At 41.2% G+C, this 19,038-nt stretch carries 15 protein-coding genes; 11 read left to right on the top strand and 4 right to left on the bottom strand.

Going from position 1 to position 19,038, the window contains the following annotated elements:
• The first annotated feature begins 1 nt into the window (after position 1).
• The 3 genes from ACORHT_RS08765 (at position 2) to nrdI (ending at position 2,416) form a co-directional block, all read left to right on the top strand.
• Entirely contained in the window at positions 2-1,288 is a 1,287-nt protein-coding gene (locus ACORHT_RS08765) for a response regulator transcription factor (protein ID WP_075229747.1), read from the top strand.
• 61 nt (positions 1,289-1,349) lie between these two features.
• The gene (locus tag ACORHT_RS08760) at positions 1,350-1,877 is read left to right on the top strand and encodes an ABC transporter permease (RefSeq protein ID WP_434350058.1); all 528 of its coding nucleotides are present in this window, start codon (positions 1,350-1,352) and stop codon (positions 1,875-1,877) included.
• A gap of 71 nt (positions 1,878-1,948) precedes the next feature.
• A complete protein-coding gene (gene nrdI, locus ACORHT_RS08755) occupies positions 1,949-2,416 on the top strand; it encodes a class Ib ribonucleoside-diphosphate reductase assembly flavoprotein NrdI (RefSeq protein WP_049527317.1) in 468 nt (155 codons plus the stop codon).
• Between the two features lie 451 nt (positions 2,417-2,867).
• Here the strand turns inward: nrdI and ACORHT_RS08750 are convergent, their stop codons facing one another.
• Together ACORHT_RS08750 and argS are read right to left on the bottom strand one after the other, a co-directional pair.
• The gene (locus tag ACORHT_RS08750) at positions 2,868-3,116 is read right to left on the bottom strand and encodes a MarR family transcriptional regulator (RefSeq protein WP_075229749.1); all 249 of its coding nucleotides are present in this window, start codon (positions 3,114-3,116) and stop codon (positions 2,868-2,870) included.
• Between the two features lie 472 nt (positions 3,117-3,588).
• Positions 3,589-5,277, bottom strand: a complete 1,689-nt coding sequence (gene argS, locus ACORHT_RS08745; RefSeq protein ID WP_434350057.1) for an arginine--tRNA ligase — start codon at positions 5,275-5,277, stop codon at positions 3,589-3,591.
• A 141-nt stretch (positions 5,278-5,418) separates the two neighbouring features.
• Between argS and argR the strand changes: the two genes are divergently transcribed.
• On the top strand, positions 5,419-5,865 hold the full coding sequence (gene argR, locus ACORHT_RS08740; protein ID WP_075229751.1) for an arginine repressor: 447 nt from the start codon (positions 5,419-5,421) through the stop codon (positions 5,863-5,865).
• A 47-nt stretch (positions 5,866-5,912) separates the two neighbouring features.
• Positions 5,913-8,447 (top strand): DNA mismatch repair protein MutS, encoded by a 2,535-nt coding sequence (gene mutS / locus ACORHT_RS08735; protein ID WP_434350056.1) that lies wholly within the window; start codon positions 5,913-5,915, stop codon positions 8,445-8,447.
• A 40-nt stretch (positions 8,448-8,487) separates the two neighbouring features.
• On the opposite strand, the gene ACORHT_RS08730 is transcribed toward mutS, so the two are convergent.
• On the bottom strand, positions 8,488-8,946 hold the full coding sequence (locus ACORHT_RS08730) for a DUF3021 domain-containing protein (RefSeq protein ID WP_371608238.1): 459 nt from the start codon (positions 8,944-8,946) through the stop codon (positions 8,488-8,490).
• On the bottom strand, positions 8,943-9,383 hold the full coding sequence (locus tag ACORHT_RS08725) for a LytTR family DNA-binding domain-containing protein (protein WP_060955207.1): 441 nt from the start codon (positions 9,381-9,383) through the stop codon (positions 8,943-8,945). The genes ACORHT_RS08730 and ACORHT_RS08725 overlap by 4 nt, the downstream gene beginning before the upstream one ends.
• Before the next feature lie 343 nt (positions 9,384-9,726).
• Between ACORHT_RS08725 and rpsL the strand changes: the two genes are divergently transcribed.
• From rpsL to ACORHT_RS08695, 6 genes are all read left to right on the top strand, one after another.
• On the top strand, positions 9,727-10,143 hold the full coding sequence (gene rpsL, locus ACORHT_RS08720; RefSeq protein ID WP_001142333.1) for a 30S ribosomal protein S12: 417 nt from the start codon (positions 9,727-9,729) through the stop codon (positions 10,141-10,143).
• Between the two features lie 17 nt (positions 10,144-10,160).
• Positions 10,161-10,631: a 30S ribosomal protein S7 gene (rpsG, locus tag ACORHT_RS08715; protein ID WP_000087873.1), complete on the top strand. Its 471-nt coding sequence runs from the start codon at positions 10,161-10,163 to the stop codon at positions 10,629-10,631.
• Positions 10,632-10,907: 276 nt separating this feature from the next.
• Positions 10,908-12,989, top strand: coding sequence for an elongation factor G (gene fusA / locus ACORHT_RS08710; protein ID WP_000090331.1), 2,082 nt, complete (start codon positions 10,908-10,910; stop codon positions 12,987-12,989).
• Between the two features lie 113 nt (positions 12,990-13,102).
• Complete coding sequence (locus tag ACORHT_RS08705; RefSeq protein WP_434350055.1) at positions 13,103-17,497, top strand: PolC-type DNA polymerase III; 4,395 nt, start codon at positions 13,103-13,105, stop codon at positions 17,495-17,497.
• A 69-nt stretch (positions 17,498-17,566) separates the two neighbouring features.
• On the top strand, positions 17,567-18,070 hold the full coding sequence (locus ACORHT_RS08700; protein ID WP_434350054.1) for a DnaA ATPase domain-containing protein: 504 nt from the start codon (positions 17,567-17,569) through the stop codon (positions 18,068-18,070).
• Positions 18,071-18,085: 15 nt separating this feature from the next.
• On the top strand, positions 18,086-19,036 hold the full coding sequence (locus tag ACORHT_RS08695; protein WP_434350053.1) for a helix-turn-helix transcriptional regulator: 951 nt from the start codon (positions 18,086-18,088) through the stop codon (positions 19,034-19,036).
• Positions 19,037-19,038: the final 2 nt, after the last annotated feature.

Genomic DNA, 19,038 nt, shown 5'->3' with positions numbered 1-19,038 from the left:
GATGTATAAAGTACTATTAGTGGACGACGAGTACATGATTACCGAAGGTCTCAAGCGTTTGATTCCTTTTGATAAATGGGATATGGAAGTCGTCGCTACAGCCAATCATGCCGACGACGCTCTTGACTATGTCCGAGAACATCCTGTGGATATTGTGATATCTGACGTCAACATGCCTGACAAAACAGGACTTGAAATGATTCAGGAAATGAAGGACTTGTTGCCAGATGCTTATTATATCCTACTATCGGGCTATCAAGAATTTGACTATGTCAAAAAAGCTATGAATCTCAGCGTGGTTGATTATCTGGTTAAACCAGTCGATAAGGTTGAGCTGGGACATTTACTTGAAAAAATCGTTACTCAACTTCGTGAGAAGGTTCAAGAGCCAGAAATCTTGAGCCAGCAATTAGATGAAGAAGCATTCAAGACTCATCTCACACAAAAAGAAAACTGGTGGATTGGGCTTTCAAAAGAAAAACAAGGGGATTTTGTCATTCCCTACTATGTTCTAGGTCAGGACTGGCAAATCGTCCTTGCAGATCAGGAATTTGAGGGTTTGCTAGTCATGCCTTTTGAAGCTCCTTATCAAATCAACTTTGAAAAGTGGAAGCGTGATGTTGAAAAGACTCTCTTTTATGGCTCAGTCAATTTAGATCAGTCCGAAAGTCTCTTTTCTTACTACGAACCTATCTATCGGGTGATTATTCAAGGAAATCTCCAGCAGATTATTGATGAATTGACCTTGCTTGAGAAGATTGTCTTAGAAAATACACCGAGAGTATCTATCACAAAGCAGCTCTTTACCCAGTTTGTCATGGATGTATTCCATCTTTTTGAACATTTGAAAGCAGACGATATGACAGATATTGTCAAGAACATTCATGCCATTACAACGTTTGAGGATTTAGTCGCTTATACCAAGGAAACCTTGACATCATTCTTCGGTCAATATCGAATGAATGAAAATGTGGTCAGTGTGCTTGAAGTTATTGGTAGAGATTACCAAAAAGAGCTTTCTCTCAAGGATATCAGCAAGGATCTCTTTATCAATCCCGTTTATTTGGGGCAGTTGATCAAGAAGGAAACCAATTCCACTTTTGCAGAGCTTCTCAATAAGCAACGCATCAAGGCGGCCCAGCAACTCTTGCTATCTACAAATGATAGTATTGAGGATATTTGCTATACGGTTGGATACAGTAATGTAGGTTATTTCTATAAGGTCTTTCGAAAACTGTGTGGGAAGTCTCCTAAAGCCTATCGAAAACAGGTGGAAACAAACTTGTAACAGTTGTTCTCCTTCGTAAAATATGCTATAATAATTAAAAAATTATGAGGAGGTTACTTTTATGAAAAAGAAACCAATCTATCTTTGGGTGTTGCTGATTTTATCAGCCTTACTCTCAGCAATATCGCTATTTGGGCTCATCTCTCCAGTACCTACTGCAGAAAGTATGGGTAATATTGAGTCGTCAGGTGTAGATGCTACTTATGCTAAGGAACTGATTGCCTACACGATTAAAGTAACTGAACATTCCCATTCAATTTTCAACATGATTTTAGTTGTCTTATCAGCTATTTTAGTTGTGGTTGCTTTGGTCTTCCTCGTTCGTAAAAACATCCAGTTGGCTAATTATACCTATATCGGCTATGTCTTTCTAGCTATCCTTGGTTCTATCTACAACTTTGTAGGAGTCCAAGATGCACTTTCACTTTTTACAGACCCTAACATCCGTATGGGAGCTGAACTAGGTGCTAAAGGCTCTGCTATTTTTGGGGTTGTACTCAATGTTATCTTCCTAGCAATCGTCTTCTATAAGATGTGGCGTCAGCAGAAAGAATTAACAGAAGCTCAAGAAGAGGAAGAACTTGCCTAAGAGTTGACAAAGCATAACTATCAAGATACAATCTTGGTAGTTATTTTTTATGATTCAAAAAGGAGGATAAAATGAAAAAAATTTCCTTAGTCTATATCAGTCTGAGCGGAAATACGGAGAGTTTCGTAACACGATTGAAGGCTTACCTATTAGAACAGTATGAGAACATTGAAGTAGAAAAAATTCATATTAAAGATTTGGTCAAGGAAGGAGAAGACTTCTTTGAAATGACCAACCCATATGTGGCTTTCCTACCGACTTATCTAGAAGGTGGCAATGGTGTTGATAATGGTGATGTGGAGATTTTGACCACTCCAGTAGGTGATTTTATCGCTTACGGTGACAATGCCAGCAAGTGTTTTGGCGTTGTAGGATCAGGTAATCGTAACTTTAACAACCAATACTGTTTGACGGCTAAACAATACAGCCAGCGCTTTGGTTTCCCCGTTCTAGCTGACTTTGAGATGCGTGGAATGCTGGGAGATATTAAAAAGGTTGCAGGGATTATTGCGGAACTCTATGAATTAGAAGCTTTGTAAGAGGCCAGATTTTCTGAGGAAGAGTTTTATTCTATGGATAAATGATTTACTTCAAAAGGGAACAATCGAAATGAGTAAACTACAGAGATCATTTTTAAAGTATATAAAACGCAAACCAAGCTTCAAGGATATTATGCTATGCAGTGCTTTGCTACTCTTAGAGTTCGCTCTGTTGCAGTTCTCCAAGAAATTTCTTGATGAAAGTTTGTCAGCATACGGAACCATGGCATCACTAGGGATTGTTATACTGGTGGGAATCTTAGTTCTCAGGAAAAAATGAGAGTGGGACAGAAATCGGTAATTCGTTAGAATTCGATTTCGTCGTCCCACCTCCGCACAGTTGAGTAGGGCTGTAAAAGCTGATGAAATCAGCGTAGTAAAGCCCACTCAACCACTGCGTCTTGCTCGACAATCCAAAGACAATTGAGAGGCTAGGACTTTTGTCCCAGCCTCATTTTCTGATGTCTTCCACAATTTCCTTTGAAATCATAATTCCCAAACGATATCCCTTATTGATGTAGTCGATGACATCGTTGATGTTTTCTGTTGTTTTAATTTTTTCCTTGATAGTAGCTCGAAAAGTTTCATCCTTTAAAAGCTGTTCTTGTAGAAGGCCTTGTAGTTTTTCCTTTTCGTATTTGTTAATGAGAAAAAGAACGACAAGACTGATGACAACTAAAATATAAGCATATTGGCTCATAAAGTCTCTCCCTGTGTGATAAAGAAGTTAATAACAAGAGAAAAGCGAAAAAGATTTTTCGCTTTTCAAGTAATGACAATATAAAATCAGGCAGACGATAGCTAAGCTAAAAAAGTGGTTGTTCTGCCCCTGACTCTAGCACCAAACCAAGATCCGTAATCTAAACAAATCGATGTTATTTTTTAGATGAATTAGTAAAGCGTTTAGGCAATTCACCTGATAGCGATTGCCGTCAAGAGACTAGGAACTTTAGTTCCAATAACTTTAAGATTACGACGTCTTTCGGTAGAAATCGATAATATTTCTATCGAAAGATTAGTGAAGCGTTTAGGCAAATCGCCTCATTTACGACGTCATGTTCTCTAAATCGATTATATTTAGAGAACATGACTAGTGAAGCAGTTAGCTAGTCCGCATAAAAGCGGCTAGCGTCCAACAATTAGGAACTTTAGTTCCAATTGTTGGTATTGAATCACATCTTCTCTGGTGCCTCTACACCCAGCAAACGAAGTGCTTCTTTGAGGACAACTGCTGTTGCATAGCTAAGAGCTAGGCGACTGTCGCGTTCTGGACTTTCATCCAAAATACGAGTGTGAGCGTAGTATTTATTGAAGGCTTGAGCCAAGTTGATTGCGTATTTAGCGATAAGAGATGGGTCATAGTTATCAGATGCACGCTTGATGACACGAGCAAAATCTTGAAGCAATTTGATGATTTCCCAGCTCTCAGGATCATTCAAGCTATAGTTGGCATCTGCTTCAGGTTTGAAATCCGCTTTGCGTAAGATAGATTGGATACGAGCGTATGCGTATTGGACATAAGGACCTGTTTCCCCTTCGAAGGAAACCATTGCTTCAAGGTCAAAGTCATAACCGTTTCTACGGTCAGTTTTAAGGTCGTAGAACTTCACAGCTCCAACACCAACAGCTCGAGCAACTTGCTCCTTGTTTTCAAGGTCAGGATTTTTCGCTTCGATTTGAGCCTTGGCACGGCTGATAGCTTCTTGAAGTGTTGGTTCAAGAAGGATGATGTTTCCTTTACGAGTTGAAAGTTTCTGACGATTCTTAGTAACGAGACCGAAGTCAACGTGAATCATGTCATCGCTCCAGTCAAATCCCATTTTCTTCAAGACAGCTTTTAGTTGTTTGAAGTGGTTAGACTGCTCTTGACCAACAGCATAGACGTTCTTAACAAAGTTATAAGTGCGAGCGCGGTAGATAGCAGTTGCGATGTCACGGGTGATGTAAAGAGTAGCACCATCAGATTTTTTGATCATAGCTGGTGGCAATTCAAAATCGTCCAGGTTAACGATGCTAGCACCACGAGATTCTTCAAGCAAACCTTTTTCTTCAAGGATTTTGACAGCTTCATCCATCTTATCATTGTAGAAGGCTTCTCCGTTTAGGCTATCAAATTCAACACCCAAGAGTTCATAGATGCGGTTGAATTCTACTAAACTTTCATCACGGAACCATTGCCACAATTGAGTAGCTTCTGGATCGCCATCTTCCAATTTTTTAAACCAGAGACGTCCTTCGTCATCAAGTGCTTGATCAGTTTCGATTTCAGCATTGATACGCACGTAAAGTTTCAACAGTTCGTCAATCGGATTGGCTTCAACAGCTTCTTTGCTACCCCATTTTTTGTAGGCTACCATAAGAAGACCGAATTGTTTACCCCAGTCACCAAGGTGGTTGATTTTGATAGTGTTGTAGCCCATTTTTTTGAAGATGTTTGAAAGTGCATCACCGATAACTGTTGAACGCAAGTGACCAACAGAGAATGGTTTTGCAATATTTGGACTTGAAAGGTCAATGGTGATATTTTGCTCTTGGCCTTCATCTTGTTGAGCGTAGTCAGAACCTTTCTCGATGATTTCTTTAATAACCGCTCCAGAAATTGCAGACTTATCAAGGAAAAAGTTTACGTAAGGACCAGTCGCAACAACTTTTTCAAAGGCTTGGCTATTAATTTTTTCAGCAATATCTGCTGCAATCATTTGAGGTGCTTTACGCTCTACTTTTGCTAGAGAGAAGGCTGGGAAGGCGATATCTCCCATGTCAGAGTTTTTAGGTTGTTCTAATAAATTGAAAATAGCCTCTTGATCCAGGCTATCAATGACGCTAGCCAATTCACTAGCGATCAATTGTTTTGTATTCATTATAGGCTCCTTTGGACTTTTCTTCTATTTTATCACAATTTTAAAGAAAGACGAAATTTTTTTTGAAATATTCGGTTTTTTTGGTATAATGTTCTTATTAAATAGATGAAAATGTTATAAATATTCACTCGAGAGGATGTTATGAGAAAAAGAGAACGTCATCAGTTGATCAAGCAGATGATCACTGAGGAGAAGTTAGGAACTCAAAAGGAGATTCAAGATCGTTTGGAAGCACGCAATGTTTTTGTGACACAAACGACCTTGTCGCGTGACCTTCGTGAACTTGGCTTGACCAAGGTTAAGAAAAATGATATGGTCTACTACGTACTAGCAAATGAGACAGAGAAGATTGACCTGGTTGAGTTTTTATCCCATCATTTAGAAGGCGTGGCAAGAGCTGAGTTTACCTTAGTTCTTCACACTAAACTGGGTGAAGCAGCGGTTTTAGCCAATGTTGTCGATGCCAACAAGGATGAATGGATTTTAGGAACAGTTGCGGGTGCCAATACTCTCTTGGTAATCTGCCGAGATCAGCATGTTGCTAAACTCATGGAAGATCGTTTGTTAGATTTGATGAAGGATAGATAAGGTCTTGGGAGTCTCTCTCAAGACTATTTTTAACAAGGAGAGAATGGATGACGACAGAAAAATTATCACCTGGCATGCAACAGTATGTGGATATAAAAAAACAATATCCAGATGCTTTTTTGCTCTTTCGTATGGGTGATTTTTATGAGTTATTTTACGAAGATGCAGTCAATGCTGCCCAGATACTAGAAATTTCACTAACCAGTCGCAATAAGAATGCTGACAATCCTATTCCCATGGCTGGAGTTCCTTATCACTCAGCACAACAGTATATTGATGTCCTAGTGGAGCGTGGCTACAAGGTTGCCATTGCTGAGCAGATGGAGGATCCTAAGCAGGCAGTAGGGGTTGTTAAGCGCGAGGTTGTGCAGGTGATTACCCCTGGTACAGTCGTCGATAGTAGTAAACCAGATAGTCAAAACAACTTTTTGGTGGCTATCGACCGTGACGGTCAGCAATTTGGTTTGGCATACATGGACTTAGTGACGGGTGATTTCTATGTGACAGGTTTATTGGATTTTACCCTGGTCTGTGGTGAAATCCGAAATCTTAAGGCAAGAGAAGTTGTCATCGGCTATACCTTAAATGAAGAGGAAGAACAGATTCTCAGCCGTCAAATGAATTTGGTGCTTTCTTATGAGAAAGAATCATTTGAAGACATACATCTACTGGATCCACGCTTGGCGCCTATTGAACAAGCTGCCAGCAGTAAGCTACTTCAGTATATTCATCGGACTCAGATGAGAGAACTGAACCATTTGAAGCCAGTTATCCGTTATGAAATTAAGGATTTCTTGCAGATGGATTATGCAACCAAGGCTAGTTTAGATCTAGTAGAAAATGCTCGCTCAGGTAAGAAACAAGGGAGTCTTTTCTGGTTGCTGGATGAGACTAAGACTGCCATGGGGATGCGTCTCCTGCGCTCTTGGATCCACCGTCCCTTGATTGACAAGGATCGTATTATAGAACGTCAGAATGTTGTGCAGGTTTTTCTAGATTATTTCTTTGAACGTAGTGATTTGACAGAAAGCCTAAAGGGAGTCTACGATATCGAGCGCCTGGCTAGTCGAGTATCTTTTGGGAAAAGTAATCCCAAAGATCTCTTGCAATTAGCGACTACCTTGGGAAGTGTTCCACGAATTCGATCAATTTTAGAAGGAATGGAGCAACCAGCTCTAACTTATCTAATTGAACAACTAGATCCTATTCCTGAGTTGGAAAATCTCATTAGCGCAGCCATTGCTCCAGAGGCACCTCATGTCATTACCGAAGGAGGTATTATCCGGACTGGCTTTGATGAGACCTTGGATAAGTATCGTCGTGTGCTGAGAGAGGGAACCAGCTGGATAGCTGATATTGAGGCTAAGGAAAGAGAAAATTCTGGCATCAGTACGCTCAAGATTGCCTACAATAAAAAAGACGGCTACTATTTCCATGTGACCAACTCGCAGCTCGGTAATGTTCCAGCCCACTTTTTCCGTAAGGCTACGCTAAAAAACTCTGAACGTTTTGGGACAGAGGAGTTGGCGCGTATCGAGGGAGAAATGTTAGAGGCACGTGAGAAATCAGCAAACTTAGAGTATGAAATTTTTATGCGGATCCGTGAGGAGGTTAGCAAGTATATCCAACGCCTGCAAGCCCTAGCCCAAGGAATCGCCACTGTCGATGTCTTGCAAGGATTGGCAGTAGTTGCAGAAAAACAACACCTGATTCGACCAGAGTTTGGGCAAGAGTCGCGGATTGATATCCAGAATGGTCGTCACGCTGTCGTTGAGAAGGTCATGGGAGCCCAAACCTATATTCCCAACAGCATCCAAATGGATGAAGATACTAGCATCCAACTAATTACAGGGCCTAACATGAGCGGGAAGTCAACCTATATGCGCCAATTAGCTATGACAGCGGTCATGGCTCAGATGGGTTCTTATGTACCGGCAGAACGTGCTCACTTGCCTATCTTTGATGCGATTTTTACCCGTATCGGAGCAGCAGATGACTTGGTGTCAGGTCAGTCAACCTTTATGGTCGAGATGATGGAAGCCAATAATGCCATTGCGCATGCGACTGAAAAATCCCTGATTCTCTTTGATGAGTTGGGACGCGGAACGGCAACCTATGATGGCATGGCCTTGGCTCAGGCTATCATCGAGTACATCCATGAACATATCGGAGCCAAGACTCTCTTTGCGACTCATTACCATGAATTGACTGGTCTTGAAACTGACCTTGAACACTTGGTCAATGTCCATGTAGCAACGCTTGAGCAAAATGGTCAGGTTACCTTCCTTCACAAGATCGAACCAGGTCCAGCAGACAAATCGTACGGTATTCACGTTGCTAAGATTGCAGGATTGCCAGCAGACTTGCTAAAAAGAGCGGATGCGATTCTAACTCAACTAGAGAGCCAAGGGCAGAAAAATCCTACTCCAATGAAACAAAGGAATGCAGTCTCTGAACAAATTTCCTTATTTGACTCGGCGGAAGAAAATCCTATTCTAGCAGAATTGGCTAAAGTAGATGTGTACAATATGACACCGATGCAGGCCATGAATCTCTTGTTAGAATGGGAACAAAAATTATAAATCAAAACCCACTCAGTCCTGTGAGTGGGTTTCTGTTGTATTATTTTTTCTGAGCCAATAATTGGTTGATGTGGGCAACCTTCTTTGATTCTCTTTTATAGAGAATCGCCCAGATGATGAGATAGACGATGGCAAACTCTGGGATGAGTTGAAGGATGAAAGTCCAGCGAAGTGGAAACCAACCTGCCAGAATTGCTAGAGGAACAAAACCTAATAGCATGAGGAAGAAGTGAGTGACAGTCGCACGAAGAAGACTCCAGTCTTTGGCAAAGAGACGGCTGCCAAAACTAAAGAGGACTCCGATAGCTGCCCAGATAATCGTAGAGTAGAGCAAGACCAGAGAACCATGGGCTTGATGCTCTCTCATGAATTGACCAACGGGAGATTCAGGGCTGAGAGGTGCGTAGTTGCTTGGTGAATAGATAAAAGAAAAGATAATGGATAGGATGAGGCCGATGAGGATACCAGTTGTGGCATCGTGGAAAATTTGTTTTTTCATAGTTCTAATTTCTCCTTAATAGCTTTGAGGTAACGGCGAGATGAGTAGGTGAAACTGTCATTTTTTAGATAGATTTCAATCAAGCCGTTAGAGGTTAGTTTTAGATGACTAATAGCATCGATGTTGACAATTTCCGATTGGGAAATTTGGATAAAGGAAGCAGGCAGAATTTCACTTGCTTGGTAAAGACGAATGTCGAGCGCATAGGTTTGGCTATCCGTTTCAGCTAAGACTTTGCGATTTTCAATATATATACGTTGAATCTTACTAATCTGAATCAAGTAGACCTGGTCTTGGAATTTTCCTTTAAGAGTTTCGTTTTGATCCAGTGATTGAACAAAGTCTTGAACTTTTTGAACTCTAGGGGACAAAGATGGTGCTTCTATGATGATTTGCTCTTCGGCGTATTGTTGATCAATGTCAAGTCTAACTTTCATATTTTCTCCTTTGTAAAAGTTGTAATAGAGATCTCTTGCTTACAAATCTATTAAACACCATTTTGTCGACAAATACAAGAAGCTTTGTCTATGTGGTCGGTTGAAGAGTCTATCTGGTAGGCGAGCGTTTTCAACTAAATTTAAGAGCAAAGAAGTCAAAAAATAAGAAGAAATATATTGACAAAAATAGAAAAAACGTGGTACAATAATAGACGGTACTTTTTACTTTTGGTCTCTCAAGAGTGTACAGGGACGTGCTGACAAATGTTGCAAAAGTACACACAGATGATAGCTGTCACCAAGTGTATCATCACCAAAAATAAAAAAACACAGGAGAATGTAGATGCCTACAATTAACCAATTGGTTCGCAAACCGCGTAAATCAAAAGTAGAAAAATCTAAATCACCAGCTTTGAACGTTGGTTACAACAGTCATAAAAAAGTTCAAACAAACGTTTCTTCACCACAAAAACGTGGTGTTGCAACTCGTGTTGGAACAATGACACCTAAAAAACCTAACTCTGCCCTTCGTAAATTTGCTCGTGTACGTTTGAGCAACCTTATCGAAGTTACTGCCTACATCCCAGGTATCGGACACAACTTGCAAGAGCACAGTGTGGTGCTTCTTCGCGGTGGACGTGTAAAAGACCTTCCAGGGGTACGTTACCATATCGTCCGTGGTGCACTTGATACTGCAGGTGTTAACGATCGTAAACAAGGCCGTTCTAAATACGGTACTAAACGTCCGAAAAAAGCATAAGGAAAGGGGATAAAGAAATGAGTCGTAAAAATAGAGCTCCAAAACGTGACGTATTGCCAGATCCGCTTTACAATTCACAATTAGTTACTCGTCTTATCAACCGCGTTATGCTTGACGGTAAACGTGGTACAGCTGCTTCAATCGTTTACGGTGCTTTTGAGCAAATCAAAGAAGCTACTGGTAACGATGCACTTGAAGTATTTGAAACAGCTATGGAAAACATCATGCCTGTACTTGAAGTACGTGCACGTCGTGTTGGTGGTTCTAACTACCAAGTCCCAGTTGAAGTTCGTCCAGAACGTCGTACAACACTTGGACTTCGTTGGTTGGTAACAATCGCTCGCCTTCGTGGTGAACACACAATGCAAGACCGTCTTGCAAAAGAAATCTTGGATGCTGCTAACAACACTGGTGCAGCAGTTAAGAAACGTGAAGACACTCACCGTATGGCTGAAGCTAACCGTGCCTTCGCACACTTCCGTTGGTAAAATCATGATGCTAGGAACGGCAAGGATGCAAAGTGAAAATAGGAAACTGACGCAGTATTCGACGAATACAAGGAAGTTTATCTTTTTCACACAGCATCCCGTTCCGGCTCAAATCGGCTAATTAACTTTAGCTCGAGTACAACTCAACTTACCATTCCGCAAGTTGAAACCAACATTAACAGGAAAACATTGAGAACGGGTAGGTCCTGCCTATCCGTTTTTATTAAATCGTGTTATAATAGAATAGAAATAAAAAATATAGGAGAAACAAACCTCATGGCACGCGAATTTTCACTTGAAAAAACTCGTAATATCGGTATCATGGCTCACGTCGATGCTGGTAAAACAACTACAACTGAGCGTATCCTTTACTACACTGGTAAAATCCACAAAATCGGTGAAACTCACGAAGGTGCGTCACAAATGGACTGGATGGAGCAAGAGCAAGAACGTGGTATCACTATCACATCTGCTGCGACAACAGCTCAATGGAACAACCACCGCGTAAACATCATCGACACACCAGGACACGTGGACTTCACAATCGAAGTACAACGTTCTCTTCGTGTATTGGACGGTGCGGTTACAGTTCTTGACTCACAATCAGGTGTTGAGCCTCAAACTGAAACAGTTTGGCGTCAAGCAACTGAGTACGGAGTTCCACGTATCGTATTTGCCAACAAAATGGATAAAATCGGTGCTGACTTCCTTTACTCAGTAAGCACACTTCACGATCGTCTTCAAGCAAATGCTCACCCAATTCAATTGCCAATCGGTGCTGAGGATGACTTCCGTGGAATCATCGACTTGATCAAGATGAAAGCTGAAATCTATACTAACGACCTTGGTACAGATATCCTTGAAGAAGATATTCCAGCTGAATACCTTGACCAAGCTCAAGAGTACCGTGAAAAATTGATCGAAGCAGTTGCTGAAACTGACGAAGAATTGATGATGAAATACCTCGAAGGTGAAGAAATCACTAACGAAGAATTGAAAGCTGGTATCCGTAAAGCGACTATCAACGTTGAATTCTTCCCAGTATTGTGTGGTTCAGCCTTCAAGAACAAAGGTGTTCAATTGATGCTTGATGCGGTTATCGACTACCTTCCAAGCCCACTTGACATCCCAGCGATCAAAGGTATCAACCCAGATACAGATGAAGAAGAAACTCGTCCTGCATCTGATGAAGAGCCATTTGCAGCTCTTGCCTTCAAGATCATGACTGACCCATTCGTAGGTCGTTTGACATTCTTCCGTGTTTACTCAGGTGTTCTTCAATCAGGTTCTTACGTATTGAACACTTCTAAAGGTAAACGTGAACGTATCGGACGTATCCTTCAAATGCACGCTAACAGCCGTCAAGAAATCGACACTGTTTACTCAGGTGATATCGCTGCTGCCGTTGGTTTGAAAGACACTACAACTGGTGACTCATTGACAGATGAAAAAGCTAAAATCATCCTTGAGTCAATCAACGTTCCAGAACCAGTTATCCAATTGATGGTTGAGCCAAAATCTAAAGCAGACCAAGACAAGATGGGTATCGCCCTTCAAAAATTGGCTGAAGAAGATCCAACATTCCGCGTTGAAACTAACGTTGAAACTGGTGAAACAGTTATCTCTGGTATGGGTGAGCTTCACCTTGATGTCCTTGTTGACCGTATGCGTCGTGAGTTCAAAGTTGAAGCGAATGTAGGTGCTCCTCAAGTATCTTACCGTGAAACATTCCGCGCTTCTACTCAAGCACGTGGATTCTTCAAACGTCAGTCTGGTGGTAAAGGTCAGTTCGGTGATGTATGGATTGAATTTACTCCAAACGAAGAAGGAAAAGGATTCGAATTCGAAAACGCAATCGTCGGTGGTGTGGTTCCTCGTGAATTTATCCCAGCGGTTGAAAAAGGTTTGGTAGAATCTATGGCTAACGGTGTTCTTGCTGGTTACCCAATGGTTGACGTTAAAGCTAAGCTTTACGATGGTTCATACCACGATGTCGACTCATCTGAAACTGCCTTCAAGATCGCTGCATCTCTTGCACTTAAAGAAGCTGCTAAGACTGCACAACCAGCTATCCTTGAACCAATGATGCTTGTAACAATCACTGTTCCAGAAGAAAACCTTGGTGATGTTATGGGTCACGTAACTGCTCGTCGTGGACGTGTAGATGGTATGGAAGCACACGGTAACAGCCAAATCGTTCGTGCTTACGTTCCACTTGCTGAAATGTTCGGTTACGCAACAGTTCTTCGTTCTGCATCTCAAGGACGTGGTACATTCATGATGGTATTCGACCACTACGAAGATGTACCTAAGTCAGTACAAGAAGAAATCATTAAGAAAAACAAAGGTGAAGACTAATTTGTCGTCACTAGAAAAGAAGTCACTTTGTGGCTTCTTTTTCTGTTTGGTAGAAATAGGAAAAAGTACCTCAAATATGGTAAAATAGAAGGAGTATATTGTGAGGAAAATGGATGTCAACCACTTTTGAAATTTTAATGAATCAGTTGGGAATCCCCGCTGAAATGAGAAAACATGAGGCCTTCTCTCAGGCTGAAATAGAACAAGTTATTGTTCATAAACGAAGCAAAGTTTGGGAGTTTCGTTTTGTTTTTGAAAATATCTTACCTTTTGAGCTCTTTCTAGAGTTGAAAAGGGGCTTGAAAGAAGAATTCTCAAAAACTGGAAATCAGGCTAGTTTTGAGATAAAAACGAGAAATCAGGAATTTTCTAGAGAACTTTTACAAGCCTACTATCGAGAGGCTTTTTCGGATGGTCCTTGCGCCAGTCAAGGTTTTCGTTCCATGTATCAAAATTTTCAGGTGCGATTTGAAAATGAACAGTTGATTATCGAAGCCTCTGAAGCTGCAGATACAGAGCATTTTAGGAAAAATCATCTTCCGAATCTTAGTAAACAATTAGAGCTCTTTGGTTTTCCTAAGCTTTCTTGTATTTTAGAAAAAAATGAAAAGCTTACAAGGGAAGAACAAGAAGCCTTCCATACAGAGAATCAAATGATTGTTCAGGCTGCTAATGACGAGACACTTCGAGCCATGGAACAGTTAGAACAGATGGCACCGCCCCCTCCAGTTGAGGACAAGCCTGTCTTTGATTTTCAAGCCAAGAAGGCAGCTGCTAAGCCTAAACTCGATAAGGCAGAGATTACTCCTATGATCGAGGTCAATACCGAAGAAAATCGTCTGGTTTTTGAAGGAGTCGTCTTTGATGTTGAGCATAAGGTGACTAGAACGGGTCGTGTCTTGATTAACTTCAAGATGACTGACTATACTTCTAGCTTCTCTATGCAAAAATGGGTCAAAAATGAAGAAGAAGCTCAGAAGTTTGACATGATCAAGAAAAATTCTTGGCTCCGTGTTCGAGGAAATGTCGAGGTCAATAATTTCACACGAGATTTGACCATGAATGTGCAAGAGGTGCAGGAAGTAGTCCACTATGAGCGTAAGGACTTGATGCCAGAAGGTGAGCGTCGCGTTGAGTTTCATGCCCATACCAATATGTCGACCATGGATGCTTTGCCTGAGGTTGAGGAAATCGTTGAAACAGCAGCCAAATGGGGACACAAGGCGGTAGCAATCACAGACCACGGCAATGTTCAGTCTTTCCCTCACGGATATAAGGCAGCCAAGAAAGCTGGTATTCAGCTCATTTATGGAATGGAAGCCAATATCGTTGAGGATCGTGTTCCTATCGTCTATAACGAAGTGGAGATGGATCTTTCTGATGCTACCTATGTAGTCTTTGACGTGGAAACGACAGGTCTATCAGCTATCTATAACGATTTGATTCAGGTGGCGGCTTCCAAGATGTATAAGGGTAATATCATTGCTGAATTTGATGAATTTATCAATCCAGGGCATCCCTTGTCAGCCTTTACAACCGAATTGACAGGGATTACTGATGACCATGTGAAAAATGCCAAACCCTTGGTTCAAGTTTTAAAAGAATTCCAAGAATTCTGTAAAGATACCGTTCTTGTAGCCCATAATGCAAGCTTTGACGTTGGTTTTATGAATGTCAACTATGAGCGTCACGGTCTTCCAAAAATTACTCAACCTGTCATCGATACGCTGGAGTTTGCTAGAAACCTCTATCCTGAGTATAAACGTCATGGTTTGGGGCCTTTGACCAAGCGTTTTGGTGTGGCCTTGGAACATCACCATATGGCCAATTACGATGCGGAAGCTACTGGTCGTCTGCTCTTTATTTTTATCAAAGAAGTAGCAGAAAAACATGGTGTGACGGACTTAGCACGATTAAATCTTGATTTAATCAGTCCAGACTCTTATAAAAAAGCTCGAGTCAAGCATGCGACCATCTATGTGAAAAATCAAGTAGGCTTGAAAAATATTTTTAAGCTGGTTTCTCTCTCAAATACCCAGTATTTTGAAGGTGTACCACGGATTCCACGTACGGTGCTAGATGCCCATCGAGAAGGTTTGATCTTAGGTTCAGCTTGTACAGAAGGGGAAGTCTTTGATGCAGTCGTGTCACAAGGGGTAGATGCGGCAGTCGAAGTTGCTAAATACTATGATTTTATCGAGGTCATGCCTCCGGCTATCTATGCACCTCTGATTGCCAAAGAGCAGGTTAAGGACATGGAGGAGCTTCAGACCATTATCAAGAGCTTGATTGAGGTTGGAGACCGTCTCGGAAAGCCCGTTCTTGCGACAGGAAATGTCCACTATATCGAACCTGAGGATGAGATTTATCGGGAGATCATTGTGCGAAGTCTAGGTCAGGGAGCTATGATTAACCGAACGATCGGTCATGGAGAAGCTGCCCAACCAGCTCCACTACCCAAGGCACACTTTAGAACAACCAATGAAATGTTGGATGAGTTTGCCTTTCTAGGAGAAGATTTGGCTCGTAAGATTGTCATTGAAAATACCAATGCCTTGGCAGAAATCTTTGAGCCTGTTGAGGTCGTTAAAGGTGACTTGTATACACCTTTCATTGAACAAGCTGAGGAAACGGTCGCCGAGTTAACCTATAAAAAAGCTTTTGAAATCTATGGAAATCCACTCCCAGATATCGTTGATTTACGGATTGAAAAGGAACTAACCTCTATCTTGGGGAATGGATTTGCCGTGATTTATCTGGCTTCACAGATGCTAGTGCAGCGCTCTAACGAACGAGGCTATTTGGTCGGTTCCCGTGGGTCTGTTGGATCCAGTTTCGTTGCGACCATGATTGGAATTACCGAGGTTAATCCTCTCTCTCCTCACTATGTCTGTGGTCAGTGTCAGTACAGTCAGTTTATCACGGATGGTTCCTACGGTTCAGGCTTTGATATGCCAGATAAAGACTGTCCAAACTGTGGCCACAAACTCAGCAAGAATGGACAGGATATTCCTTTCGAGACCTTCCTTGGTTTTGATGGGGACAAGGTACCCGATATCGATTTGAACTTCTCGGGTGAGGATCAGCCGAGCGCCCACTTGGATGTTCGTGATATCTTTGGGGAAGAATACGCCTTCCGTGCAGGAACGGTAGGTACGGTGGCTGCTAAGACAGCCTATGGCTTTGTCAAGGGTTACGAGCGTGACTATGGCAAGTTCTACCGTGAGGCTGAAGTAGAACGCCTAGCCCAAGGAGCTGCCGGTGTCAAACGGACGACCGGTCAGCACCCAGGGGGAATCGTAGTTATTCCTAACTATATGGATGTCTATGACTTTACTCCAGTGCAGTATCCTGCCGATGATGTAACTGCTGAATGGCAGACCACTCACTTTAACTTCCACGATATCGATGAGAACGTCCTCAAGCTCGATGTTCTAGGACATGATGATCCGACCATGATTCGTAAACTTCAGGACTTGTCAGGCATTGATCCAAATGATATTCCAATGGATGATCCTGGTGTCATGGCCCTCTTCTCGGGTACCGATATTCTGGGAGTGACGCCTGAACAAATCGGAACTTCAACTGGTATGCTTGGTATTCCAGAGTTTGGGACCAACTTTGTTCGAGGAATGGTGGATGAAACCCATCCGACGACCTTTGCAGAGTTGCTTCAGCTTTCTGGTCTGTCTCACGGTACCGACGTATGGTTGGGAAATGCCCAAGACTTGATTAAGGCAGGAATTGCGGATCTGTCAACCGTTATCGGATGTCGGGATGACATCATGGTTTACCTCATGCACGCTGGTCTAGATCCAAAGATGGCCTTTACCATCATGGAGCGAGTGCGTAAGGGCTTGTGGCTCAAAATCTCTGAAGAAGAGCGCAATGGTTATATCGAAGCCATGAAGGCCAACAATGTTCCTGAGTGGTATATCGAATCTTGTGGGAAAATCAAGTACATGTTCCCTAAAGCCCACGCGGCTGCCTACGTTATGATGGCCTTGCGTGTAGCCTACTTCAAGGTTCACCATCCGATTTATTACTACTGTGCTTACTTCTCCATTCGTGCCAAGGCCTTTGATATCAAGACCATGGGTGCAGGCTTGGATGCTATCAAACGCAAGATGCAAGAAATTGCTGAGAAGCGCAAGAACAATGAAGCTTCCAACGTAGAAATTGACCTCTACACAACACTTGAAATCGTCAATGAGATGTGGGAACGTGGCTTCAAATTTGGGAAATTGGACCTCTATCGCAGTGATGCAACTGAATTCATCATCGATGGAGACACCCTCATCCCACCGTTTGTCGCTATGGATGGTCTGGGAGAGAACGTTGCCAAGCAACTGGTTCGTGCCCGTCAAGAGGGAGAATTCCTCTCTAAAACTGAACTTCGCAAGCGTGGAGGACTCTCATCAACCTTGGTTGAAAAGATGGATGAAATGGGAATTCTCGGCAATATGCCAGAGGATAATCAATTGAGTTTGTTTGATGATTTGTTTTAAGATAATAGATGGACAATATTTGTCCATCTATTTTAGTATACTTATAGTATAATAAAGAAAGAGGTTTAAATGATGGTCAATACAGGATTAAATAAAAAATATCAATTTGAAAATTTTCTAGAAAAAGATGGTAATGCTTTGGCAAAGAAAGAATCCTTAGAAGTAGTGAAGAACTTAGGATTAAAATATAATCCCTTTTATATTTATGGAAAATCGGGTTCAGGTAAAACACATCTTCTTCAAGCAATTGGAAATAAGGTTCTTGAGAACAATCCAGAAAAGCGAGTAAAATACATTTCTGCCAAAAACTTATTAGAAAATGAGCTAGAAATACAAAAAGTTAGAGATGCAAAAATAGACCTTCTTATCGTAGATGATATTCAGGTATTGGGAGAAAAGGATATTCTTATTCAAGAAAAATTTTTTAATCTATTTAATTCTCAACATATTAACAATAGGCAAATGGTTTTCTCTAGTGACTCTGAACCAGATCAATTGAAAAGTGTTCATCCTCATTTGATTGTGCGTTTTAAATGGGGGATGACAGCGTGTCTAACATCGCTTGAAAAATAATAAGAAGGACTGCAAATGAATGATCAAGAGAGACTACTAAACATTTTTTTACGTTTACAGTTAGGTACTTCATTAGGAAAAAAGCAATTAGCCCAGGAATTTGAGGTTAGTGAAAAGACGATACAGAGAGATTTTTCGCTACTCCGTGATATTTTATCTAGTAACACCAGTTATAGTGGAGACTTGCTTTATAACCGTAAAACGAATAAGTATTGCTTAGCAAGTAAGTCAGTTTTTAATAAAAAGGATATTCTCGTTATTTCAAAGATTTTATTGGAAAATCGAGCACTGAATAAACCAGAAATTGATAGGTTACTAAAAAATTTACTTGCCTTAGTTCCTCGTGATGACCAGAAAGAAATTGAGCAGATCATTGGCAGTGAAAAACTTAACTATACTCCCTTAACGGATCAACAAAATAGAATAGAGAAAATTTGGAATTTATCAGAAGCTATTTTGCATGAACAGGTTCTAGACATTATCTATCAAAAACCTTATTCTGAATCTTCTAAGAGGCAGACTGTTTTGCCAGTCTCTCTTTACTATGATAGTCATTATTTCTATCTGGTTGTTTACCAGTTGAAATATGCCACTTATATTACTTTAAGAGTAGACCGTATCCAGTCCTGGTCTCTTAGTAGTATAGAGAAACCCTCTATTTCTTATCGAGATAAATTTAGAGATGGAGACATTCGTAACGAGAGAGTAGACGCTTTTATTGGGAAGAAAATCAGTATTGAAATCGAGTACTTGTACGATCCGACTATTGTGATGGATCAATTTCCAAATGCAAAAATAGTTGGGAGAAATGGTGATTGGACTCATTTTAAGTTTGAAAGTCAGCATACACCTGGGCTTAAAAGATGGTTATTAGGACAAGGGGAAGCAGTTACTGTTTTGTCTCCTCGGATTTTAGTAAAGGATATGAAGAAAACTATTCAAGAAATGATAGATAAATATAGATGAGG

The organism is Streptococcus sp. KHUD_014, from assembly GCF_051106275.1.
GTDB lineage: Bacteria > Bacillota > Bacilli > Lactobacillales > Streptococcaceae > Streptococcus.
This window is presented reverse-complemented; position numbering and strand designations above follow the sequence as displayed.